A 22,421-nucleotide genomic window follows, 5' to 3' on the forward strand; every position below is an offset into this window, starting at 1 on the left:
ATAATCCCCCTCTAGCGGCAGGTCCAGGGCCTCCGGGTGATTCCACATCCCGGCGCGTTTGAGATATTCTAATGTATCTTCTCGTGAAATGTACCAGAGGAACTACGATGACAAATCACCCGGTTAAGAACATGATGCGGTTGATGTCGACCAAGATCAGGACCATCGCGGACGTGATGTCCGACGAGCAGATCGATGGGTTTCTCACCGAGATCCTGAATGCAAACCGTATCTACACCATGGGCGCCGGGCGCTCCGGGCTCGTCGCAAAGTCGTTTGCCATGCGCCTGATGCACCTCGGCCTCTCAGCGTTCGTCGTCGGGGAGACGGTGACCCCGGCCATGAAGCCGGGAGACGTCATTATCGTCTTCTCCGGGTCCGGCGCGACCAAGACGATCGCGGATATCTCCGAGACGGCAAAGGAGATCGGCGGGCGGGTCTGCCTCATCACTTCGAAGAAAGAGTCCCGGATCGGGCGTATCGCCGACTGCATCGTCGTCATCGAGAGCCAGCGGGACAAAGTGGCCGATGAGTCGGCCGAGTTCGAGATCCGGCAGATGATGGGCGAGCACAAGTCGTTCGCGCCGCTCGGCACCATCTTTGAGACAACCGCCATGGTCTTTGCGGATGCAATCATATCCCGGCTGATGGAGATCACCCAGTGCCGGCCCGAAGACCTCCAGTGCCGGCACGCGAACATCGAGTGAGAAGAATCATGAGCGAACACAGGTATGCCGACCGGGTCCGGTCGGTGGAGATGTCGGGCATCCGGAAACTCTTCGATGCCGGGGGGCCGGATGCGATCAACCTCGGTATCGGGCAGCCGGACTTCGATACGCCCGACCATATCAAGATGGCAGCGATCGCCGCCATCCGGGAGGGGAAGACCGGGTACACCCCGAACGCCGGGATCCCGGAACTGCGGCAGGCGATCAGCGAAAAATTTGCACGGGAGAACAATATCGCCTACCGGCCCGAGCAGGTCCTGGTCACGGCGGGAGGGAGCGAGGCGCTCCACCTCGCGATGGAGGCGCTCGTGGACCCGGGCGACCGCGTCCTCGTCACCGACCCGGGGTTCGTCTCCTACGCCGCCCTCGCGACGATCGCCGGCGGCCGGCCCGAGAGTGTCGGGCTCGATGCGACCCTGCATATCGATGTCGAGCGGGCGAAGGAGCAGATGGACGGGGCACGGGTCTTCGTCCTGAACACGCCGGCAAACCCGACGGGCGCCGTCGAGAGCGAGGAGTCGATCCGCGCCCTTGTCGAGTATGCAAACGACCGGGGCGTCACGGTCATCTCCGACGAGGTCTACGAGCACTTCATCTACGAGAAGAAGCACGTCAGCGCGGCCCGGTTCGGCGAGGACGTCATCACCGTCAACGCCACGAGCAAGACCTACGCCATGACCGGGTGGCGGGTCGGCTACCTCGCGGCACCCGAAGACTACATCCCCGAGTTCCTCAAGATACACCAGTACGCCCAGGCGTGCGCGACGTCGATATCGCAGTATGCGGCGGTCGCCGCCTACACCGGCGACCAGAGCGCCGTCGCGCAGATGCGGGAGGAGTATCGTGCCCGGCGCGACCTCCTGTATGCGGGGCTCACGGGCCTCGGGCTCACCTTCCCCCGGCCGGAGGGTGCGTTCTATATGTTTGTCCCGATGGGAGAGGCCCTCACCGCGAAGGCCGTCGAGAACGGCATCATCATCGTGCCGGGCGGGGCGTTCGGCTCGCGGGCACCTGAATATGCACGGTTCAGTTACGCGGCGCCCCGGGAGACCCTCTCCCGTGCCGTCGGGAGGCTCAGGAGACTGATGGAGTGAGAAGAGAATGGTGAAAGAGTTACTCAGGAAGCTCTCGGACGCTCACGGCGTATCGAGCAGCGAAGGAAGCATCAGGGAGATCATCAAGGCGGAGCTTGCGGGCGTGGTCGATGAGATCCGCGAGGACACGATGGGGAACCTGATCGCCACGAAGCGCGGCGACGATTTCTCCATCATGCTCGCGGCCCACATGGACGAGATCGGCCTGATGGTCCAGTACATCGATGAGAAGGGGTTCATCCGGGTCGTCCCCATCGGGGGATGGTACGGGCCGGTGCTCTACTGCCAGCGGGTGGTCCTGCACGGGACGAAAGGGCCTGTCATGGGCGTCCTCGGCGCAAAGCCTCCGCATGTGATGAAGGAAGAGGAGCGCAAGAAGGAGGTCAAGGTCGAGAACCTCTTCATCGACGTGGGCGCGGCGAGCGAGGAAGAGGTAAGGAACCTCGGGATCGAGATCGGCACCCCGATCACCATCGACCGCGAGTTCGCGGAACTTACCGGCACCCGTGTCACGGGAAAGGCCTTCGATAATCGGGTCGGTGTCGTGATGCTCATCCGGGCCATGCAGCAGGCGAAGTCGCCCCACACGATCCATGCCGTCTTCACGGTCCAGGAGGAGGTGGGGCTGAAGGGCGCCCGCGTCAGCGCCTACGCCTTGAACCCCGACTGCGCCATCGCGACCGACGTCACCATCCCCGGCGACCATCCGGGGATCGAGAAGAAGGATGCGAGCGTCGAGATGGGCAAGGGGCCGGTCCTGGTCATCGTCAGCGCGAGCGGCCGCGGGCTCATCGCCGATCCCCGGATGACCGCGTGGCTCCGGGAGACCGCGGAGAGGAACGGCATCCCCTGCCAGATCGAGGTCGGGACCGGCGGCAACACCGACGCGACGATCATCCACCTCGAACGGGGCGGCATCCCGAGCATCCCGTTCTCGATCCCCGCCCGCTACATCCACTCGCCGGTCGAGGTGGTCGACACCGCCGACATCGAGGCCGGAGTCAGGCTCCTGGTCGAGGCGCTGAAGAGCAAGCCCGCGCTCTGATACGGGTACAACGTCCCTTTTTTTACAGTAGACCGTTGCAGAATCGTCGAAGAACAGGGGTGCCCGAGAGATGGACTCTACGCCCGGGCACATTTCGGTTCATGGTGCAGTGTTTTTTTGTGTTCGCAGGCCGTAACCGTCCGGGCCTGTGAACCCGCTGCGTCATGTGTGGATGTGCCTTCCGATTGACCCCACTCTCAGGCAAACACCCCATGGCGCTAAAAGTATATAATTTTATCCCAACACACGAATAATAATTTTCGTGCGCGTTACGGTCCGTTAGGGCTGCCGTATCCCTCCAACCGGCCTTACTCTTCCACGATGATGACCGTCACCGGGCACGAGTCGGCGGCCTCTATCGCGCAGTCGGCAAGGTCGTCGGGCACTTCTCCCTCCGCGGGGTCGTTGTTGACCCGGTACTGCTCCACGATCGAGCTCAGACCGTCGCTGGGGTCCTCTTCGAAGACGTCCGGGCAGAGCGTCCAGCAGGATTCGCAGCTGATGCAGCCCGGCCTGTCGATGGTAACCTTCACCACTCTCCATACCTCCGTCTCTCTCGGGGAGGGCGCTCTTCTATGTTAAAGGTGACGGGTAACTCACCTATAGCGGGATTGGCATCGAGGCGAACGCAAGAATGCTCTGGCAAGGGAGACGGCTCGTCAGCAGAGCGAGAACAGCAAGGGAGCAGAACGAGAGCAGGATCTCCCGGGCAACGATGCCGGCAACGGCGCTGAGGCAGGAGGGGACCCGGAGAGACGGAGAGTTCTGTTCAGATCTTCCCCGAACATGAGTATCGGAGCATCTTACCAACCAGGGGAAGCCCATCGTCGACGCGATCTGCCGGTGGGATTTTACCATCACATTTATCATGGAGGTACAGAAGAAGCAACCCTCCAAGCGCATGATTTGCATCCTGACGGCATGGGACGGAGAAGACATACTCCACGCCTCATCCCGGGCCTATCGTCTCTTCCGGACCGGATAGCCCCGGATGGATGCAATCAAACCGGGGATTGAGGATGAACGCACGGGGTGAAGAGCCGAAAAGATCCGGTATCACGCCGCTGGTCTATATTGCTGCAGCAGTGGCAGCCATCGGAGGAGTCCTCTTCGGGTACGATACCGGGGTCATCTCCGGGGCGATCCTCTTCATCACCGGGGAATTTAATCTCTCGCCGGTCTTCGAAGAGGTCGCAACCAGTTCGGTGCTCGTCGGCGCGATCCTGGGGGCGATCTCCGGCGGTCTCCTTGCCGACAGGATCGGGCGGCGCCCCTCGATCATCGCCGCATCGGCTGTTTTCCTGGCAGGCACCGGGTTCGTCGTCGCTGCAACGGGCCTGTCCGTCTTCCTCATCGGCCGCGTGCTGATCGGTATTGCCATAGGTGTTGCATCGTTCGTCGTCCCCCTCTATATCTCCGAGATTGCACCTTCGGCGTTCCGCGGCAGCATGGTCTCGCTCAATCAGCTCTTTATCACCCTTGGGATCCTCGTATCCTATGGAGTGGATTACCTCTTCTCTGCAAGCGGCAACTGGCGTGCTATGTTCGCATTCGGTGCCGTGCCGGCCACCCTCCTCCTGATCGGTATGTTCCTGCTCCCGGGCAGTCCCCGGTGGCTCGTGGCTCATCAGCAGACAGACCGGGCAGCCGTCGTTCTCCAGAAGATCCGGGGAACCCGGGACGTATCAGGCGAACTCGATGATATCAGTCGTTCGGTCAGGACACAGAAAGCCGGCAGTTGGTCCGACCTGCTGGCACCGTCGATGAGAATGCCTCTGATCGTCGGTCTCGGCCTGGCTATCCTGCAACAGCTGACCGGCATCAACACCGTCATCTACTACGCTCCGACGATCTTCCAGTTTGCCGGGCTACACTCTGCCGCGGCCTCGATCGCAGCGACTGCAGGTGTTGGTGTCGTGAACGTCCTCGCCACCGTCGCTGCCGTCATCCTCGTTGACCGGGCAGGACGCCGCCCCCTCCTCCTTGTGGGAATCGCCGGCATGGTCGTGAGTCTCGCCGTGCTCGGTGCCGGGTTTGCGTTTGGTGGAGCGGGCCCGGGAGAGGGACTCCTCGGGCTGATCACCGCGGTCAGCCTGACGGCATACGTCGCCTCGTTTGCCATCGGCCTCGGACCGGTCTTCTGGCTGCTGATAGCCGAGATTTACCCGCTCAACGTGCGGGGGCGTGCCATGAGCGTCGCAACCATCGCCAACTGGGCCGCGAACTTTCTCATCACCCTGACATTCCTGACGCTGGCCGGAGTCCTGGGGCGGGTGGGTGTCTTCTGGCTCTACGCACTTGTGGGCATCGTTGCATGGTTCTTTGTCTTCAGGCTGGTGCCGGAGACGAAAGGACTCACACTTGAAGCGATCGAAGAGCATTTCAAAGCCGGCCGGCACCCTCGCGAACTGAAGGGTGCGCCAAAACCATAACTGGATTGCTATGCCCAATACCTCCCTGAACAACCGGTCATCGGTTCCCATACCACCCCGCCGTCGTGAGGGTGCACCCCGTGATGAGTACCGGCCGATCGAAGACTACGGAGTGATCGGGAACGGGCATACCGTGGCGCTCGTCAGCAGTAGAGGCTCCATCGACTGGCTCTGCTTCCATCGGTTCGACTCGCCGTCGCTCTTTGCCCGGATCCTCGACCCCGACCACGGCGGGTACTGGAGCATACAGCCTGAGGAGCCGTTTAAGAGTTCGCACCGGTATCGGGAGGCGACGAACGTCCTTGAAACGACTTTCCGTTGCGCCGATGGAACCGCAGTCCTTCGAGATTTCATGGATATTGCAAGTGTTGCCCGGCTTCGCCGGCTCCCGGCTCCCGGCAGGATCATACGCATCGCGGGGTGCACCGAGGGGAAAGTTGAGATTGCCTGCAACTGTCTGCCCCGTCCGAACTACGCTCGAACGCGCCCGGAGTTCGCCCTTCGGGGGAGCCAGGCGACGTTCGGGGCATACACACTCACCGGACCGGCGAGGTGGCAGGCAGATGATGCGAACGAAGCATTGACCGGCCGGATCACGCTTCACGCAGGTGAGACGGCAGCGTTCACCCTTGCAACAGATGACGATGCCGCCCTGCCGCAGCTCACCCCGGAAGATTCCCTCGAGGTGACGACCGATTACTGGCGACAGTGGAGCGGCAACTGCACGTACGATGGGCCGTATCGCGATATCGTGATCCGCAGCGCTCTCACTCTCAAGATGATGACCTATACGCCATCCGGCGCCATCGTTGCGGCACCGACGACATCGCTTCCCGAAACCTTCGGCGGCGAACGAAACTGGGATTACCGCTTCACCTGGATCCGCGATGCGTCGCTCACGCTGTACGCGCTCCTCCTTGCTGGCTACCTCGACGATGAACAACCGTTCTTCGACTGGCTCGTACGTACGGTCAGGTTGAAAGGCACAGGCATCTCGATCCTGTACCCCGTCGTCCCGGAGAGCAGAACTACCGAGGAGGTGCTCGACCACCTCAGAGGGTATCGGGACTCCCGGCCGGTGAGGATCGGGAACCAGGCGGCGGTCCAGGAACAACTCGACGTCTACGGGGAGATCATGGGTGCCATCCAGTTCGCCTGGAAGATCGGGAAGTATGACCCGACACCGCTCTGGGGAAGAATGTGGGAGATGCTCGATTGGGTGACCCACCACTGGCATGACCGCGATAGCGGGCTCTGGGAGGTCAGGGGCGGTGTACGGCATTTTGTCTACAGTAAAGCCATGCTGTGGTTCGCCCTCAACTGCGGGATCGAGATTGCGGAAGAGATGCGCCTCCCGGGGGATGTTGAAGGCTGGCGCCGCGAGCGCGACATGATCCACGAGGAAGTGCTCGATAAGGGATGGAGTGATACCCTGGGTGCATTCAAGCAGTCATATGAAGATGAACAACTTGATGCCGCGAACCTGCGCCTCTCTACCATCAACTTCATCAAGGGAGACGACCCGCGGATGCTCTCGACGATAGATGCGACGCTCGAACATCTCGTCGTCGACGACCTCTGCTACCGCTACATCGACGCCCCGGAAGGCGTGACCGGGAAGGAGGGGTCGTTCGTTGTCTGCACGACCTGGCTCATCAACGCCCTGATACGTGCCGGTCGCACGAAAGAGGCGCACCGGACATTTCAGAGCCTCCTCGCACGCGCCAGCTCGCTCGGCCTCTACGCTGAAGAACTCCAGCCGGCGACCGGGATCCACCTGGGCAACTTCCCGCAGTCGTTCTCGCACATCGGGATCATCAACGCCGCTGTTTCACTTGCTCATGCAGGATACGTCGGTACGGTCAGCCCGTATCACGCCGCCGCGGCAGATGCGGCAGGGCATGGCGGCGGCAAACCCGGTCCCTGAGATCGGGGCTTAATGCACGTAGCGTCTATCCGGTGATCGAAGGCCCGGATGGTTCAGGGCACCTTATGGACATTTTCAGGGGAGTTGAGCCATACCTGGCGTCGAGAACGGGTGGGAGGACAGGCGGATTTCTCCGGGTACCACGCCCCCGGAGAAGGAGTTTCCCACCCCCGGATGAAGTGTTCTGAAGCGGCCTCCCGGAACGGTATCGGTCCTGTCCCGGGGTGTAAGGAGCGGCGCCAGGCCAAAACGATGAGACCGAGGCCGAAACCTCCTCAAGGGAAGTATAGTCCATATCCAGCAACGCACTTCGGCAAAGTATATCGCTCACCCGGTCTGATGTAAGAGGATCTATGCAGAATTCGGCCTGGATTACCCTGTTCTTTGCCGGACTCCTGGAGACCGGCTGGGCGCTCGGCCTCAAGTATACCGAAGGGTTTACGAAGGTCGTGCCGTCGGTGGCGACCATCATCCTGATGGTCGGGAGTTTTTACCTCCTCTCGCGGTCGCTCACCACCCTCCCGATCGGGACGGCGTATGCCGTCTGGACGGGCATCGGGGCGGTCGGGACGGTCATCGCCGGGATCGTGTTCTTTGGGGAGTCGCGGAGTGTCGCCCGCCTCCTCTGTATCCTCCTGATCGTCGCGGGGATCATGGGGCTGAAGTTCTGTTCAGACGCGTGAGGTGAGGGGCTCGTGCCGACGAGGATGCTGTTTCGCGGTGTTTGAGTCCCGCCCCTCCACGATGCCGGGGGAGGCACCACGAACCTCGTTTGAGGTGCGGCAAGAAGACCGCCTCTCGATCAGGCGCGGCGTGAACCCCCTGCCGGTAGCCTTATCTATAGCCCGCCGGACATAGACCGCGATGCCGGGCGGAGCAACGCGGACAGAAGGATTGAGCCTCTCTGCCGCGATAGCGTTTGCGGTGGGGAACATGATCGGGGCCGGGGTCTTTGTCCTGAGTGGCCTCATCATCGCCATCGCCGGCCCCTCGGCGGTGATCTCCTACCTCCTCTGCGGTCTCGTCGTTGCCTTTTCGGGTCTATCCTATGCGGCGCTCGCGAGCATCTATCCCGAAGACGGAGGCGGGTACCTCTACGTGCGGCACATTCTCGGCTCGTACCCCGGGTTTCTCGCGGGTTTTGCGATGTACGTCAGCATAACGATCGCCACCGCCTTCGTCCTCCTGGGGTTCGGGATCTACGTAAACCTGCTGGCGGGAACAGATCTTGACCCGCGTTACGCCGCCCTTGCCACTCTCGTGCTGCTTGCGGCGCTCAACTTCAGGGGGGCCGCAGAAGCGGGACGGGTCGAGGTCGGTCTCGTCGCCGCGAAGATAGCGATCCTCGTCGGCCTGATCCTGGTCGGGCTTGCCCACGTTCAGGCCTCCGACTTCTCGCCGTTCCTCCCCGGCGGCGTGAGCGGCATGCTCCAGGGGGTGACGATGATCTTTTTTGCCTACATCGGGTTTCAGGTTGTGGCTATGATGGGCGGCGAGGTGAAGAGTTCTGCAAGGAACGTACCGATTGCCACCCTTGCATCCATCGGCATCGTGGCGCTGATATACGTGGGGGTTGTCATTGCACTGCTCGCGGCGCGGCTCCCCTCGTATGGGGGTGAGAGCGTCTTTGATGCATCGGTCGTCTACCTCGGACCCGCAGGCGGGGTTGTCGTCGCTCTCGCGGCGCTCTTCTCGACGCTCTCGGCCGCGAACGCAAACATCCTCGGCGCCTCGCGGATCATCCTGGAGATGGCAAGCGAAGAACAGATCCCCGGGAGGTTTGCCCGGGTCCGGAACGGTCAGCCGGCGAGCTCCATTCTGCTCGGCGCTGGCCTTACAGCCATCCTCATCCTCGCCGGGAACCTCTCGTTCATCGTGGAGCTGACCAACGTCACAATCCTTGCGGCGATGCTGCTCGTGAACGTCAGCGCGTTCATCCTGGCAAGGCGCAGGACGCTGGTCTCGTCGGAAAAGAGCCTCTTTGTTATCCCGTTCGGCCCTCTCTTTCCGCTGCTGGGCGCCGCATCCTGCGCGGCGATGCTTGTCACCCTCGCACCGATGGTCCTCGGGCTCGGTATCGCCATCCTGCTGGCAGGCTCAATCCTCCTCCTCATCGAGGACGTCCCCGAAAGGGAGCTGATTGTCCGGGAGATACGTCTCCTGCTCCGCCGGCCCGTGGAGCGGGATAGCGAGGACGCAGCCTGATCGCGTCGCCGCGGGTGCTCGTCGTCCGATCGGGAGGCGGCCGCCCTGACGGAGACCACACCCCCCGCCTCGCCGGCGGATTGCCTTTCCGGAGCGAGGCCTCCTATCCTCCTCCCCGTTCAGGGTGCCGGCGCCGGTCGCGAGGAGGACGGCACCAATGAGAAATGAGGCAGTTATGCGAGTGTCCCTGAGAGATCCTCGTGCCGGGCGGTTGACCGTTTTTTTATCGTCCGGGAGCGCACTCGTCTTCCAGGGCCGTGAGGAACGCGAGAAGGAGCGCATGCCTCTCCCCGGCAAGCTCCCGGGCGCTCTCCGTGTACATGCGGTCCTTGAGGTTCAGGAGTTTCTCGTGAAAGTGGCCGGCCGCGTCCGCGATGCCCCGTCCCTGTTCTCCCGCCTGCATGAACGTCCTTGCGATCCCGACCGCGCCCATCGCGTCCAGGTTGTCCGCGTCGGAGAGCACCCGGGCCTCGAGAGTCGCGGGGTCGATGCCGGAACTGTAGCGGTGCGCCCGGATGGCGTGGACAATGCCCGCGATGCACTCAGCCGGGTAGCGGACAGACTCCAGGTACGCCGTCGCCATCCGTGCCCCTTCTTCTTCATGGGGGACGCCCGTCTCCTCCTCGATGGGCCGGGCGATGTCGTGGAAGATTGCGGCCGGGACGAGGACCGCCATCTCCGCGCCTTCGCGGGCGCCGATCTCTTCGCAGAGGCGGGCGACCCGGAGGGTATGGTCGAACCCATGGGCCCCGGATGCCGGGAGGGCTGCCCGGACGTGGTCGAGCATCGCGGCGGTCTGGTTGTTCATGAGAGATCTCTCTCTGGTTATGAGAGAAATCTATCCCTTTAGGCACGGGATATCCGGGTGCCCAACGGATTATGCAGAAAAAGAGGGGTTAGTCCCGCCGCAGAACAGCAGCGGCCCCTGCGACAAGGCCGGCGAGCGCCAGAACCGCTTCAAAGCCCGGTGCCTGCGTTGGCTCTGCAGCAGCCGGGGCTGTGGTGCCCGTGGCAGATGCGGTTGTTATCGGTGCCGGTGGTTCTGCAGCGCTGGCCGACAGGCTGCTGGTTGAACCCGCCTCGACCGCAACCAGGGCGAAGGTGCTGAAGTGCGAGACGCTGGCCGTGACCGTGCGAGTCGCCGCATCGACGGTCGCCGGAACGTCAACCCACTCCCCCTTCGCCGTATCGTAGAACTGCACCTTCAGGTCGGACCCCTTCAGATTCTCCCACTCCTCTTCGGAGAGGACGAATACCAGATCTATTGCGGGGTCAAACGTTGCCCCGGCGGGCGAGCAGTCGTAGACGCTCCCCGCAAAGGCGAACCGGGCGTTCTCCGGCTCCGGTAAATCTGCCGACGAGGCGGGTTCGATGGAGATCTCATGGACCGGCGAGCCTTCTGCATCCAGCACAAGGACGTTCTGTGGGATCACGAGCGATGCGATGCCGTCTGTTGCGGTGATATCCACACCGCGAAGCACCTTCCCTTCAGAGGAGGTCAGGATGGTGCCTGCGCCGGCAGTGAACGTGAACTGCGAGTTGCCCCCGCCCCCGCCGCTCCACGAGGACTGTGTGGGCGTCGGCGTCGGTGTGGCGTACTCAGCGACTAGGATGGCAGTGGCTGCATACATGTTGTCGCCGTTCGAGCCGGGGTCGTAACTCTGGAGCCGTGCTTCGTTCTCGCCGTCGAGGACGGCATCGGTCACGTCGTAGGCAGAGAACCCGAGTTGCGGCCCGGCCTGGTAGTCCGTCCAGAACCCGGGATACTCCTGATCGTTGAAGAAGAACTTGCTCTTTTCTTCGTCATTGGCCGAGAAGAGGATGGCGGTTACCCGGGCTCCCTGGAGATAGGCGGTCTCGACGTTGCTGAAGGGCGCATACGCGGTCGCCTCCTCAGAGTTCACTGCATAGGAGGCGCGGGCATAGAGCATGTCGAACTCGTCGTTGATCCGGATCTCCTTCTCGGTGGTTGCAGGGTCTTCATACACGACGACGAGGTAGGCACCGTAGATGCTGTAGTCGTTCCCATCTTCAGGGATGATGGTCATGCTGGTGCCCGCCGGATCGAACGCCCCGGTCACGTCGTAGACGTACATCCCGTAGGGGTAACTGTAGGCGCCAAAGTTCTTGATGTCCTGGTAGGTCGCTATCGGCGTGACGGCGTGCCCGTTCATCGAGACGGTGAAGGCCGGATCGACCCCCATCTTGTTGTAGGTGTAGCCCTGGTAGAGCCGTGCGCTGACCACCGTGGCGCCGGTGGGGACGGGGAGATCGGCCGCAGTCCACCCGTAGGTCTGCGCGGTCCAGCGGGCCCCGTTGTAGGTGGTGTTCCCGGCGGAGTAGACGACGTCGTACCGGCCCGTGAAGGATTCCTGTGTCGTCAGGTCGTCGCCGTCGGTGTAACGCTTGCCCTTGTAACCGTTGTAGACGACGGTCTTTGTGATCCCGGCGGTGTTGTTCGTCTCGTTCTCTTCAATGACGACGCCGGCGTCATCGACGGTGACGGTGATGACCACGGCGTCGCCGAAGGCGCGGATCGTGGAATCCGTGATCTCGACCGTGGTCGTGGCGTTCACGGCAAGGCCGGAGACGTTCACCAGGACGGTGTGGTTGCCGACGAGGAACCTGACATCAAACGCTCCGGCGGTCTCGTTGCCGACGTTCGCCACGGTCGCGGTGACGTTGTTCGGCTCGTGGGCAAAGACCTCGCCGCTGTTGGGTGCGATGCCGGTGACCGTCAGGTCGGGCCGGGGTCTCTCTGTGTACTCAGTGATCAGGATGGCAGTGGCCGCATACAGGTTGTCGCCGTTCGAGCCAGGGTCGTAACTCTGGAGCCGTGCCTCGTTCTCGCCGTCTTCCATGACATCGGTCACGTCGTAGACCGAGAACCCGAGCTGCGGTCCGGCCTGGTAGTCCATCCAGAACCCGGGATACTCCTGGTCATTGAAGAAGAACTTGCTCTTCTCTTCGTCATTGGCCGAGAAGAGGACGGCAACTGCCCGGGCTCCCTGGAGATAGGCGGTCTCGACGTTGCCGAAGGGCGCATACGCGGTCGCCTCCTCAGAGTTCACTGCATAGGAGGTGCGGGCATAGAGCATGTCGAACTCGTCGTTGATCCAGATCTCCTTCTCGGTGGTTGCGGGGTCCTCGTAGACGACGACGAGGTAGGCACCGTAGATGCTGTAGTCGTTCCCGTCTTCAGGGGTGATAATCATGCTGGTGCCCGCCGGATCGAACGCTCCGGTCACGTCGTAGACGTACACCCCGTAGGGGTAACTGTAGGCGCCAAAGTTCTTGATGTCCTGGTAGGTCGCTATCGGCGTGACGGCGTTTCCGTTCACCGAGACGGTGAAGGCCGGATCGACCCCCATCTTGTTGTAGGTGTAGCCCTGGTAGAGCCGCGCACTGACCACGGTGGCGCCGGCGGGGATGGGGAGATCGGCTGGGGTCCACTCGTAGGTCTGCGCAGTCCAGCGGGCCCCGTTGTAGACAGCGTTCCCGGCGGAGTAGACGACGTCATACCGGCCCGCAAAGGAAGCCTGTGTTGTCAGGTCGTCGCCGTCGGTGTAGCGTTTACCCTTGTAACCGTTGTAGACAACGGTCTTTGTGATCTCGGCGGTGTTATCCGCCTCGTTTGCCTCGAAGACCGCGTCGTCCGGATCGACGGTGACGGTGATGGTCACAGTGTCGCCGAAGGCACGGATGGTGGGATCGGTGATCTCGACCGTGGTCGTGGCATTCGCGTCAAGACCGGTGATGGTGACCGCGGTTTCATACCCGCCGATCTCAAACAGCACATCGAACGTGCCTGCAAGTTCATCGCCGGCGTTCTTCACGGTTGTGGTGACGTTGTTCGGTTCATGGGCAAATATCTCATCGCTATTCGGCTTGATGCCGGATACAATGAGGTTCGGTGCGGTATCTGCAGATGCAGCGGGTGCGAGGAGCATCATGCAAAGAAGAATCACCATGAGGTGCGGGATGTATCGTTTCATTCTCTCACCGTTGTTACGGTTATCTATAAAGTAGTACTAAATAAAACATATGGATCTGAATATAGTAAATAATCAGATTATATTATATAATCGTTTGAATACATCCCTGCCCGGAGATTCTCGCTGCTCCGGGTCGTTGCTCTCAAAAAAAAGGTTATGACTCCGCCAGATCCACCCGGATCTTCTCCACCGTATAGGGAGGAATCAGGAGATCTTCGATCACCTTCGACGCGAGGCCGGCTTTCAGCCTGATCTCGTACGTCCCGATCTCGAGGTAGGGGATGAGGCAGGGGGTCTTCAGGCCGGTGTCCCGGCCGTAGAGATAGATCGTCGCCCCTGCCGGGGTGGTATTCACCATAAGCGAACCGTAGGTGTAGGGATCAAGGGTGAAGGTAAGTTTTTCGTCGGGCTTTGCATCGTTGGGAACCAGCCAGATCGCTTCCTCCTCCGGATGGTAGCCATTCCTCGACACCATGATCCGGTGCGGGCCCCCGGAGAGGTTCTCGACAAGATACGGCGTGCAGAAACCGGTCGGGTATCCGTCGATATAGATATCAGCCCCGGACGGGACCGAGTCGACCTGAACGGTTCCGGTTGCCGGGAGCAGGGTGGGTACGGTGACCTTCGTCTGGAGCCCGCTGGGTGCGATCCGGTGCGAGAGGTACGCGCCCTCGTCAAGGATAGTGATGTACGGGTTCGCCTCATCGGTCGTGATGTTGCAGGGGATCGTAAAGGGAGGATACCGGCCGTCGACGGTCACGCTCTTCCCCGCATACGCCGCTGACTCGATGGTGACGTTCTTCACCATCGAGTGGATGTTCTGGTGGAACGCGACCCGGTTGACGGCATCGGGATAGACCCAGGCGCTCGCCGAATCGATCCACGCGACAACCTTCCCACCTTCGCTCTGGGCACGCTCCTTCCGGACCTTGATGGTATGCTTCCCCTCTTTCAGCCCGTAGATGACCTTTGGGGTCGTAAATCCCGTCTTTTTCCCGTCGACGTAGATCTCCGCGCCGGCAGGCACCGACTCAACGTAGACACCACCAGGCGTGTTCTCCTCCAGCAGGTCTTCGCTCCCCTCTATCTTCAGGCGGTTCATCGTCTGCCCACCCCCCGCGGGGAGGTCGACATAAAGGTCAGTCTCCCCGTCGACGGCCACCTCCTGCTCGACCGGCTGGAAACCATCGAACTCGACCCGCACCAGGTGCGTGCCTGCTGCAACAGCCGTGAGCGTCACCGGTGTCGTCTTCCCGAGGTAGGTGCCGTCGAGGGTGACCAGGGCACCGGGAGGATTCGATCGGACCCGGAGCGAGGCGGGCCCAGCCTCCTCGCCTGCAGTGTCTGCCGCAGGCCCGGTCGGTGTCACGATCGGGGTTGCGGCCGGGGTCACAATGGCCTGCGCCTCGACCGGCGCGGCAGGGCCGAAGAAAAGCGAGGCCACAAAGGTGACGATCGTGTTGAAGAATGCGGCGAGCGGGTTTTCGCCCCCCTCCGGCCGGACGTCCTCGCTCGCCGCCGCATCCCGCCCGAGGGCATAGAGACCGAGCGTGGTGATGCGGCAGGTGGCGCTCGTGCCCGACGGATCGGTCTCCGTCCTGACCGCCCGCCACGTTCCGTCACCAGGATCGAGCCGGATGAACGATCCCGGCGTCCCGTTGCAGTCCGCTTCCAGGACCATGGGGATGTCGGAAGACGCGTTCTCAGGACCGATACGATAGATCCAGGTGTGATCCGGGGGAAGCCCCGCTCGGGATGGGGTCAGCCGTTCCATCGTTATGGCTGCGACCGGCGCCCCGTCGCCGTCCAGGAGTTCTGCACCCTCGCTGATGTGGAGCATGGCCGCGCCATCGGGCGTCCCGATGTGGCTGGCCTGCACCCGGCCATCGATGACGGAGAGGGGATACGCCTGATGCCCGGGAGCCGCCGTGTGGTTTGTCGGAGCAGCCCGGGCGGGTGCCGGAGAAGCGGCACCACCCTGGCCGAGGACCAGGAAGACGTTCCTGCTCTCGAGATAGTCACCCTTTGAGCCGGCCATGTAACTCTGAATCTCGGCCCTGTTCTTGTCCCCGCTCAGGTAGGGCCGAACATCGAGATCGGCGATGCTGATGGCCGACGACCCACCGTAGAGCAGGTTGAACCACTCCCAGTCGTTGAAGGCGATGCGGTTCTCATCTGTATCGGTCCCGGACGCCGCCGTGGCGACGACGAGCAGGCGAGCCCCGTTGGCCCCTGCCGCCTCGATCTCTCCCGGTATCAGGATGCTCGTCGTTGAGGTCTCGGTCGTTGTCCCGAACTCTGGAGACGCGAGCAGTGTGTCGCAGCCCTCGTAGAGCCAGTAGGTGATCTCGGGCTCCCCGATCTCCCGGTAGATGACGGCAAGGCCGACGCCGTAGAGGGCGAACGCTTCATCGCCGCTCCCACCGTTCCTGACGCTGACCCGGAGGTCACCGGATGCGGTCGTCACCGCCGAGAGGTCGTAACACGCGGTGCTGATCAGGTAATCGTATACTCCCGTGCCCTTCCTGTCGGTGTAGACCGCATCAGCCTCGATCGGCTTTCCGTCTGCAGAGAGGAGGAACTTCGGCTCGACCCCGGTCCGTGTCCGGGCGTCGTGGCCCCACGTCGAGTAGAGGTAGAGGCGGGCCACCTCGACGGTGGCGCCGGCGGGGATCTCCACCGGGATCGTATACTCCTTCACGTCTCCCGGGGTGAGGAGGCCCGAGTAACCGCTTTCGTTCAAGAAGAGGAACCCGCCTGGCAGCGTTCCCGTCCTGTAGAGCGTGAGGGTTCCCCCTGAGTAGCCCTCGATATCCGAAGCGGCGGTCCCGCCGGACGAGGTTGACCCTCCCGATTCCCCGCCTGTGGCGGGCGAGAGGTCGAAGGAGACCTCTGCCGTCTCGCCCTCCTCGACGGTGACGGTCCCGGAGGCGTCCCGATATCCTGCCTTCTTCACCGTGACCGTGTGCTCGCCGATAGGGATGCCGGCGAGCGTCGTATCGGTCACGCCACCCTGCTTCGTTCCGTCAAGGTAGATTTCGGCTCCTTCGGGGTCCGAGACGACCTGGATACTTCCGGTGATCGGCGTCAGGGAGAAGTGTACCGCCGTGGTGCTGCCGCCCTCGACGGTCACCCACTTCTCGTCGGACTCGCGGTATCCTTCCCTGACCACCCTGACGGTGTACTCACCGACCGGGACGTCCTGTAGCGTCGTGTTTGTGGATTCTCCGGTCTCTTCGTCGTCGAGCAGGATTGCCGCACCTGCCGGGCTCGAGGTGACGGAGATGGCGCCCGTCCGGTCGCCCCGGTAGGCCACGGTGAGCATGGCGAGCGGGATCTTGAAGAATTCAGCACTTCCACGGTAGACGAACGCATTTCCATCCGATATCTCCACGGTATCCGTGACATCCCATGACTGCGAACCGGCGTAGGAGCCCTGTACCGCTTCTGCGTCCAGGTACTCGCGGTTAAACTCATACTCACCGTTTGTACTTGCTATATGGACGATTGAGAGACGGGCGTCTGACCACGCGTCGGGGATATCGCCCGCGGAGAAGATGGATTCGCCGGCATAGGCGGAGTCCTGGTAACTGCAGACATCGTGGCCCTGGTTGACCCAGTACCGGATCTCGTCCGTATCACCGTCGTCGTAAGCGACCAGGAGGGTGATGAGTTTGATCCGGCCGTCGGAGGTGCCCGTATATCCGGCATTCTTATCCGTCTGCACCTCAACGGCGACACGGTTCCCGTTGATGGCGTCGGCAACATCATACCAGATCAGGTAATCGCTTGAGACCCGGTTGCAGTGGCCGTTGACCATGACCGGGCCGGCGCCACCCTCGCCCGGGAAACCGTAGGGAACGTTCAGTGTCTCCGTCCCGAGCGTCCGTTCATAGGTGCCGTCACCGTTGCCGTCGAACCTCACCCGTGCCGTCAGTTCATAGTTACTCTGCTGGTTCCCGCAGTAGACTGCAACGTAGAGATGCGCCCACGCTATCCCGGTGTGCTCCGGGAGGAGAAACGTCTTCACCTGGGTGTTCGGCTGGCCGATCGGCTGACCGGCAACGCCGTAGAACGAATCCCACCAGAGATCGCCGGAGACGGTTCCATGCTGCACGGTATCAAGCGGGATCCCGCCGATGTAGGTGTCAGCGGATACGGTGGTCGGCAACAGGAAGAGGAGCAGCATGCCGACCGCGATGAGGGCATGCTGCCGGGATAACGGAGTACAGGGATTATTCATCTGTTGTTCACCTGGATCTGATCGACTCGCGGTCCTGGGCCAGGCGCACGGACAGCGGGCGCAGGACAGCCTGAATACATCTGTGTGCAATATATCCCATAGAGTAAAAAGAGTTTTCGCAATCGTAACACGGCTACAGACGCCTGATCGCCTCCACCGGGTTGAGCCGTGCTGCCTTCAACGCCGGATAGATGCCAGCGAGCAGCGAGAGGAAGACCGCGATCAGCATCCCGGCGACCAGGATCTGCGGCGTGACCAGCGTGATATCGGCCTCTGCAAACCCGATGAAGTTCTCCCCGAGCCGGTCGATGATCAGGCCCCGTCCGACCGTGTTGATGACCGCAGCAAATCCGATCCCCATCAGATCGCCGATGATCCCGCCGAGGAGCCCGATATAGAGACATTCGAGGAGGATCAGTCCGATCACGTTGTTCTGAGATGCGCCGACCGCCATGGCTATGCCGATCTCCCGCGTCCGCTCAAAAACTGAGATGATCATGGTGTTCACGATCATGAGGGCGCCGACGATCAGCGAGATGCCGGTGAAGGAGGAGAGGACGAGGATGACGACGTCCATGAGGTTGTTCACCGATTCAATCTCTTCGAACGCTCCATCGGCGTTCAGGCCGAGCCCTTCGATCTCTTCGACGACGGAGAAGACATGCTCGGGGCTGTCCACCCGGACATAGACCGCGTCGTAGGCGTCCCGCTCGCCGGCGAGAGCCTGGACGGTCGCGGCATCCATGAGGAGCGCTGAATCGAGCGGACCGTCCTGCTCCTGGAGGATCCCGACCGCCACGACCTCACTCTCGCGGTCCTCCGGAAGCCCCGACTCGCCATACTCCCGCGCCAGCACGCCAAAGGCATCACCCGGCCGGATGCCTTCATAGCGCAGGAGCCGGTCGGCGAGGTCGCGCCCGAGTACCGCTTCGGCGCTCCCGGCACGAAATCCCTCGCCCTGGTGCAGGACCGGGTCGAAGACCGCGACGATCTCATCCCACCGGCCGCCGATGACCCCGAGGTAGGTCTGCTGTCGTGTGGCGAAAGCATCCTTCACCACCGGCGCCGAGGCCTGGACGTGGGGCAGGGCTGCTATCGCGGCCACCTTCGATGCGGTGACGGGGACGATCGTCCCCCCGTGGAGACCGGCGCTCACCTCGATCAGCGTCAAATCGGACTGTTCCTCGATCATCGCCACGGACTGGGAGCGGATCCCTTCACCGAGCGAGACGATGCCCACAACAGCGGCAACCCCGATCGCGATGCCAAGTGCGGTGAGCAGCAGGCGTGCGCGTTTTCGCAACACCTGCCGGGCTGCGATCCACGCATAATCGAGCCATTTTGCCATCATGCCACCACCCGACCATCAACCATCCGGACCGTCCGGTCAAAGAGCGACCCGGATTCCCGGTCGTGCGTCACGACGACGAACGTCGTCTGCCGGTCGCGGTTCAGCTCGCGGAGCAGGTCGAGAATCTCGGCGCTGGTCTTTGAATCCAGGTTTCCGGTCGGTTCGTCGGCGAGGACCAGGAGCGGATCGTGGACAAGCGCCCGGGCTATCGCCACGCGCTGCTGTTCGCCGCCAGAGAGTTCGGATGGGTAGTGGGTGGCGCGTTCGAGAAGACCGACCCGTTCGAGGATCATCCGTGCCCGCTCCGTCCGCTCGGCCTTCTCCCGGTAGTTGAAGAGGAGCGGGTATGCCACGTTCTCCTCGGCCGTCAGGTTTGGTATCAGGTTGAACTGCTGGAAGACAAACCCGAGGGCCGTTCGCCGCAGATCTACGAGGGCGTTCCGGTCGGTGTAGTCGACCGGCCGGCCACCGATGGCGACGCTACCGGACGTCGGTGTATCGAGGCAGCCGAGGATGTTCATCAGCGTGCTCTTGCCGCTGCCGCTGCGGCCGATGACCGCGGCGAACTCTCCTCTCCCGACCTCGATCGAAACGTCGTCGAGCGCCGTCACCGTCGTCCCGTAACGTTTGGTGAGCCGTTCTGCGGCAACGATCGCGGTCATGCCTGCTCCTCTCCGAGGTCGACCCAGAGGAACGCGTTCGTCAACAGGAGGTAATCACCGTTGTCGCGGACGGTGACGACGTTCTCCCGTGACCGCAGGTAGGGAGCGATCTCCCGGATGTCGGCGCCGACCTGGGACTGCTCGGTGGCGTCGAACGCGTCGGTCCACTCCTTCCCGTTATACCCCGGGAAGATGGCTTCCAGGATACCTTCGATGAAGGCGGGGAGGCGGTCGCCGGTCTTCCGGTTGACGGAGACGGCGTTCTTCTCCGGCACGTCTGTCCGGGTGTAGCCGCCGGAAGGGGCGACGAGGTGCAGGGTCGCCGAACGGACGGCTCCCGTATCGATGGCGCCTTCAAACTCGATCCTGCTCGTAGCCATCCCGGTCTCGACGCCGTAGCTGCTGTAGAGCATGTCGCACCCCTCTTTCACCCAGAGCATACCCCGCGGGGCGGACGGGCTCTCGTAGACGACCAGGAGCCCGACCCCCTGGACGACGAACGAGGCGTTCTCGTCGGCCGCGTTCGTGACCGTTACGGCAGTCGTGCGTTTTCCGGGTTCAGCGACCGGGTAAACGTCCATTCCTGAGAAGAAGTCGTTCGTGCTGACGAAGCCCTTGCTGTCGACGTAGCGCTCCGCACGGCCAAGTTCCTGCTGCTCCCCTCCCCGGGCGAGAACCCGCATGGTCGGGTAGACGGCCTGCTGCCCGGCCCTGCTCCATGCCCAGTAGACGTAGACCCGGGTGTCGGTGATCCGTGCGTCGGCAGGGAGCAAAGGCTCGAATGCGACGGTATAGGAGTCGCCGGGGTCGAGCGTCCCGCTGTAGGTGCTGTTCCCGAGAGTGAAGGCATACCCGCCGGTGATCGTCCCGGTCATGACGGTGACCAGGGGCTTGTCCCCCGCATAGGATGCCGATGCCGGACCGGCGAGCAGGGTGACGAGGGCGATGGCGAGGAGGACGGTCCTACGGGAAGTCATACGAACCCCCTGCGGTGTTCTTCCCGGTTGCCTGTTCCCCGGCCTCATCCAGGACAACCCGCACCTGGTGCGTGCCCGGGGTCGTGTAGAGCGGGATGGTGACCGTCGTACTGCTTCCTGCCGCCACGCCGCTGTCCACCCGTTTGTAGGCCGCTTTTTCGCCGTCGAGATAGACCGTTACCGAGAAGGCCGGGGCATCGCTTCCCCCGCTGTTCTCGATCTGGACCGGGAGGAGGTATGCGGCGTAGCCGCCGTCACCGGCCGATGCGGCGCCGGTGCAGAGGCATCCCACGAGGACTGTGGCGATGAGGAGAACGGGGACGAGCCCGGGGCTGCCGTGGGAACGCGAACGGCTGAACCACGCGACCGCGCAGAGACCGGCGACCACCGGCACGATGGAGAGCGGGGCCCGCGTGGGCTCTGCTGCTTCCGCATCGACGCGGTAGGGTGCCCCGATCGAGACGGCAAGGTCGGGGAGGGAGCCTACCGTCAGGTCGACCGACGCCCGGTTGTTCGTGGGATCGGCGTCGCCCGTCTCTGCTATCGCTGCGGTGAGGGTAAACGCGCCGCCGGATGCCGGCCAGGTGACCGTTGCTTCGGCGTTGCCGGCTGGATCCGGCGTCACGCTCTCCGTACCGATAACCCTGTCGTTCAGGGAGAACATGACGGCGACCGGGGCAGCCGGGGGTGATCCGTAGTTCTTGATCTTCGCGACCGCGGTCGCCGTCTCCCCGGTGTAGGCGTTCTCGGCGCGGACCTCTTCAACGGCGAGATCGGGAAGCGGATCGGCGCCGGACCGCACCAGGGTCAGCACGGCGAGGCAGGGGTGGATGTAGTCTTCGCCCTCGATCACTGCTCCCGATGAGGCGATACGCCCGTCGCCGTCCAGGTCTCTCCCCCGCTCGAAGAGGACGGTGTTCGTGCAAAGAAGAAGGTTGGTGACGTCAAACCGCTCGGCATCGACGTACCGTGACTCGATCCCGGCGCCGATGGAATCGAACGAGCGTTCGTTGCCGATATCGGCCCTGGTTGACGGGGAGCCGAGGTCGTGACCGTTCATGGATAGGTAGTCGGGTTGGCCCCGGTTTGAGGCGAGGAGGACGACCATGAGTTCGGCAGCCGTCATGCCGGAGCGGTCGGCGTGGCCGAAGGAGACCGATGCAGTGTCTTTTCGGGTGGGGTTGCTCCCCGCCCATCCCTCTCCGTGCAGGTTCTCGTTTCCGTCGGCGATCCAGTACTGGGTGATCGGTCCGCCCGCCTCCTCGACGACGGCAACCACACATACGGCATAGATGCGCCCGTCCAGCCGGTTTCCCGCCTCCCCGCGGCTCGTGGCGACGATGATGGTGTTCGTGCCGGCGCGGAGGTTCCCGGCCGGGTCGGTGCCGATCCAGTAGATCCCGTGGCTTGAGGCAGCGATATCGGGGTTCGTATCGCGGGTGCCGGAGAGAGCGAACCGGACCGGTTCTGCGTTGTTCACAGTCACGTCTGCCCATCCGGTGTACTGTTCGGTGCCGCCCCATACCCCGGTGTATACCCGTGCATAGACCGGAGAAGCCGGGAGATCAAAGGTGCATTCCATTGGCGGGTCAGCGAGGCCATAAGTGCCGAAGGTGAGGACTTCTCCCCGAACAGTCCCCTGGGCAGAGAGTGTCAGAGGTATTCCCTCAAACTCATACAGTGCCGAGGCCGCAGGCGTGCAACAGAGAAGGAGAACGATGGAAATAGCGATCAAGGGGATGAGACGTGGAATTTTCATACG

16 protein-coding genes are annotated in these 22,421 nt (G+C 62.8%); 7 read left to right on the top strand and 9 right to left on the bottom strand.

Going from position 1 to position 22,421, the window contains the following annotated elements; all coding sequences use genetic code 11:
• The first annotated feature begins 107 nt into the window (after window positions 1-107).
• From hxlB to V6K60_RS06970, 3 genes are read left to right on the top strand one after another with little or no spacing between them, the layout of a single operon-like run.
• Window positions 108-707: a 6-phospho-3-hexuloisomerase gene (gene hxlB, locus V6K60_RS06960; RefSeq protein WP_332449792.1), complete on the top strand. Its 600-nt coding sequence runs from the start codon at window positions 108-110 to the stop codon at window positions 705-707.
• 8 nt (window positions 708-715) lie between these two features.
• Window positions 716-1,822, top strand: a complete 1,107-nt coding sequence (locus V6K60_RS06965) for a pyridoxal phosphate-dependent aminotransferase (protein ID WP_332449793.1) — start codon at window positions 716-718, stop codon at window positions 1,820-1,822.
• A 7-nt stretch (window positions 1,823-1,829) separates the two neighbouring features.
• Window positions 1,830-2,867 carry a M42 family metallopeptidase gene (locus V6K60_RS06970; RefSeq protein WP_332449794.1) on the top strand — a complete coding sequence of 346 codons (1,038 nt, stop codon included), beginning with the start codon at window positions 1,830-1,832 and terminating at the stop codon, window positions 2,865-2,867.
• A gap of 308 nt (window positions 2,868-3,175) precedes the next feature.
• Here the strand turns inward: V6K60_RS06970 and V6K60_RS06975 are convergent, their stop codons facing one another.
• Window positions 3,176-3,403, bottom strand: coding sequence for a ferredoxin (locus V6K60_RS06975; RefSeq protein WP_332449795.1), 228 nt, complete (start codon window positions 3,401-3,403; stop codon window positions 3,176-3,178).
• 64 nt (window positions 3,404-3,467) lie between these two features.
• Window positions 3,468-3,725, bottom strand: a complete 258-nt coding sequence (locus tag V6K60_RS06980) for a hypothetical protein (RefSeq protein ID WP_332449796.1) — start codon at window positions 3,723-3,725, stop codon at window positions 3,468-3,470.
• Window positions 3,726-3,886: 161 nt separating this feature from the next.
• On the opposite strand from V6K60_RS06980, the gene V6K60_RS06985 reads away from it, so the two are divergent.
• The 4 genes from V6K60_RS06985 to V6K60_RS07000 all read left to right on the top strand — a co-directional run bounded on the left by V6K60_RS06985 (window position 3,887) and on the right by V6K60_RS07000 (window position 9,431).
• Window positions 3,887-5,299, top strand: coding sequence for a sugar porter family MFS transporter (locus V6K60_RS06985; RefSeq protein ID WP_332449797.1), 1,413 nt, complete (start codon window positions 3,887-3,889; stop codon window positions 5,297-5,299).
• 10 nt (window positions 5,300-5,309) lie between these two features.
• Window positions 5,310-7,226, top strand: coding sequence for a glycoside hydrolase family 15 protein (locus V6K60_RS06990; protein WP_332449798.1), 1,917 nt, complete (start codon window positions 5,310-5,312; stop codon window positions 7,224-7,226).
• A 353-nt stretch (window positions 7,227-7,579) separates the two neighbouring features.
• Entirely contained in the window at window positions 7,580-7,909 is a 330-nt protein-coding gene (locus tag V6K60_RS06995) for a DMT family transporter (protein ID WP_332449799.1), read from the top strand.
• A gap of 181 nt (window positions 7,910-8,090) precedes the next feature.
• Window positions 8,091-9,431, top strand: coding sequence for an APC family permease (locus tag V6K60_RS07000; RefSeq protein ID WP_332449800.1), 1,341 nt, complete (start codon window positions 8,091-8,093; stop codon window positions 9,429-9,431).
• Window positions 9,432-9,654: 223 nt separating this feature from the next.
• On the opposite strand, the gene V6K60_RS07005 is transcribed toward V6K60_RS07000, so the two are convergent.
• The 7 genes from V6K60_RS07005 to V6K60_RS07035 form a co-directional block, all read right to left on the bottom strand.
• Complete coding sequence (locus V6K60_RS07005; RefSeq protein ID WP_332449801.1) at window positions 9,655-10,239, bottom strand: HD domain-containing protein; 585 nt, start codon at window positions 10,237-10,239, stop codon at window positions 9,655-9,657.
• A gap of 88 nt (window positions 10,240-10,327) precedes the next feature.
• A complete protein-coding gene (locus V6K60_RS07010) occupies window positions 10,328-13,426 on the bottom strand; it encodes a DUF3344 domain-containing protein (RefSeq protein ID WP_332449802.1) in 3,099 nt (1,032 codons plus the stop codon).
• Between the two features lie 154 nt (window positions 13,427-13,580).
• A complete protein-coding gene (locus V6K60_RS07015; RefSeq protein WP_332449803.1) occupies window positions 13,581-17,669 on the bottom strand; it encodes a DUF3344 domain-containing protein in 4,089 nt (1,362 codons plus the stop codon).
• A 133-nt stretch (window positions 17,670-17,802) separates the two neighbouring features.
• Window positions 17,803-19,020, bottom strand: a complete 1,218-nt coding sequence (locus V6K60_RS07020) for an ABC transporter permease (protein WP_332449804.1) — start codon at window positions 19,018-19,020, stop codon at window positions 17,803-17,805.
• Window positions 19,017-19,682 carry an ABC transporter ATP-binding protein gene (locus tag V6K60_RS07025; protein WP_332449805.1) on the bottom strand — a complete coding sequence of 222 codons (666 nt, stop codon included), beginning with the start codon at window positions 19,680-19,682 and terminating at the stop codon, window positions 19,017-19,019. The genes V6K60_RS07020 and V6K60_RS07025 overlap by 4 nt, the downstream gene beginning before the upstream one ends.
• The gene (locus V6K60_RS07030) at window positions 19,679-20,659 is read right to left on the bottom strand and encodes a DUF3344 domain-containing protein (RefSeq protein WP_332449806.1); all 981 of its coding nucleotides are present in this window, start codon (window positions 20,657-20,659) and stop codon (window positions 19,679-19,681) included. Before V6K60_RS07030 ends, V6K60_RS07025 begins: the two co-directional genes overlap by 4 nt.
• Window positions 20,646-22,418 (bottom strand): DUF3344 domain-containing protein, encoded by a 1,773-nt coding sequence (locus V6K60_RS07035; RefSeq protein WP_332449807.1) that lies wholly within the window; start codon window positions 22,416-22,418, stop codon window positions 20,646-20,648. Before V6K60_RS07035 ends, V6K60_RS07030 begins: the two co-directional genes overlap by 14 nt.
• Window positions 22,419-22,421: the final 3 nt, after the last annotated feature.

Source organism: Methanoculleus sp., assembly GCF_036677455.1.
Lineage (GTDB): Archaea > Halobacteriota > Methanomicrobia > Methanomicrobiales > Methanoculleaceae > Methanoculleus.

Excerpts from the sequence above, each read along its gene's own strand:
- hxlB (WP_332449792.1), top strand. The coding sequence starts at position 108 with ATGACAAATCACCCGGTTAAGAACATGATGCGGTTGATGTCGACCAAG.
- V6K60_RS06965 (WP_332449793.1), top strand. The coding sequence starts at position 716 with ATGAGCGAACACAGGTATGCCGACCGGGTCCGGTCGGTGGAGATGTCG.
- V6K60_RS06970 (WP_332449794.1), top strand. The coding sequence starts at position 1,830 with ATGGTGAAAGAGTTACTCAGGAAGCTCTCGGACGCTCACGGCGTATCG.
- V6K60_RS06980 (WP_332449796.1), bottom strand. The coding sequence starts at position 3,725 with ATGGTAAAATCCCACCGGCAGATCGCGTCGACGATGGGCTTCCCCTGG.
- V6K60_RS06985 (WP_332449797.1), top strand. The coding sequence starts at position 3,887 with ATGAACGCACGGGGTGAAGAGCCGAAAAGATCCGGTATCACGCCGCTG.
- V6K60_RS06990 (WP_332449798.1), top strand. The coding sequence starts at position 5,310 with ATGCCCAATACCTCCCTGAACAACCGGTCATCGGTTCCCATACCACCC.
- V6K60_RS06995 (WP_332449799.1), top strand. The coding sequence starts at position 7,580 with ATGCAGAATTCGGCCTGGATTACCCTGTTCTTTGCCGGACTCCTGGAG.
- V6K60_RS07000 (WP_332449800.1), top strand. The coding sequence starts at position 8,091 with ATGCCGGGCGGAGCAACGCGGACAGAAGGATTGAGCCTCTCTGCCGCG.
- V6K60_RS07005 (WP_332449801.1), bottom strand. The coding sequence starts at position 10,239 with ATGAACAACCAGACCGCCGCGATGCTCGACCACGTCCGGGCAGCCCTC.
- V6K60_RS07010 (WP_332449802.1), bottom strand. The coding sequence starts at position 13,426 with ATGAAACGATACATCCCGCACCTCATGGTGATTCTTCTTTGCATGATG.
- V6K60_RS07015 (WP_332449803.1), bottom strand. The coding sequence starts at position 17,669 with ATGAATAATCCCTGTACTCCGTTATCCCGGCAGCATGCCCTCATCGCG.
- V6K60_RS07020 (WP_332449804.1), bottom strand. The coding sequence starts at position 19,020 with ATGATGGCAAAATGGCTCGATTATGCGTGGATCGCAGCCCGGCAGGTG.
- V6K60_RS07025 (WP_332449805.1), bottom strand. The coding sequence starts at position 19,682 with ATGACCGCGATCGTTGCCGCAGAACGGCTCACCAAACGTTACGGGACG.
- V6K60_RS07030 (WP_332449806.1), bottom strand. The coding sequence starts at position 20,659 with ATGACTTCCCGTAGGACCGTCCTCCTCGCCATCGCCCTCGTCACCCTG.
- V6K60_RS07035 (WP_332449807.1), bottom strand. The coding sequence starts at position 22,418 with ATGAAAATTCCACGTCTCATCCCCTTGATCGCTATTTCCATCGTTCTC.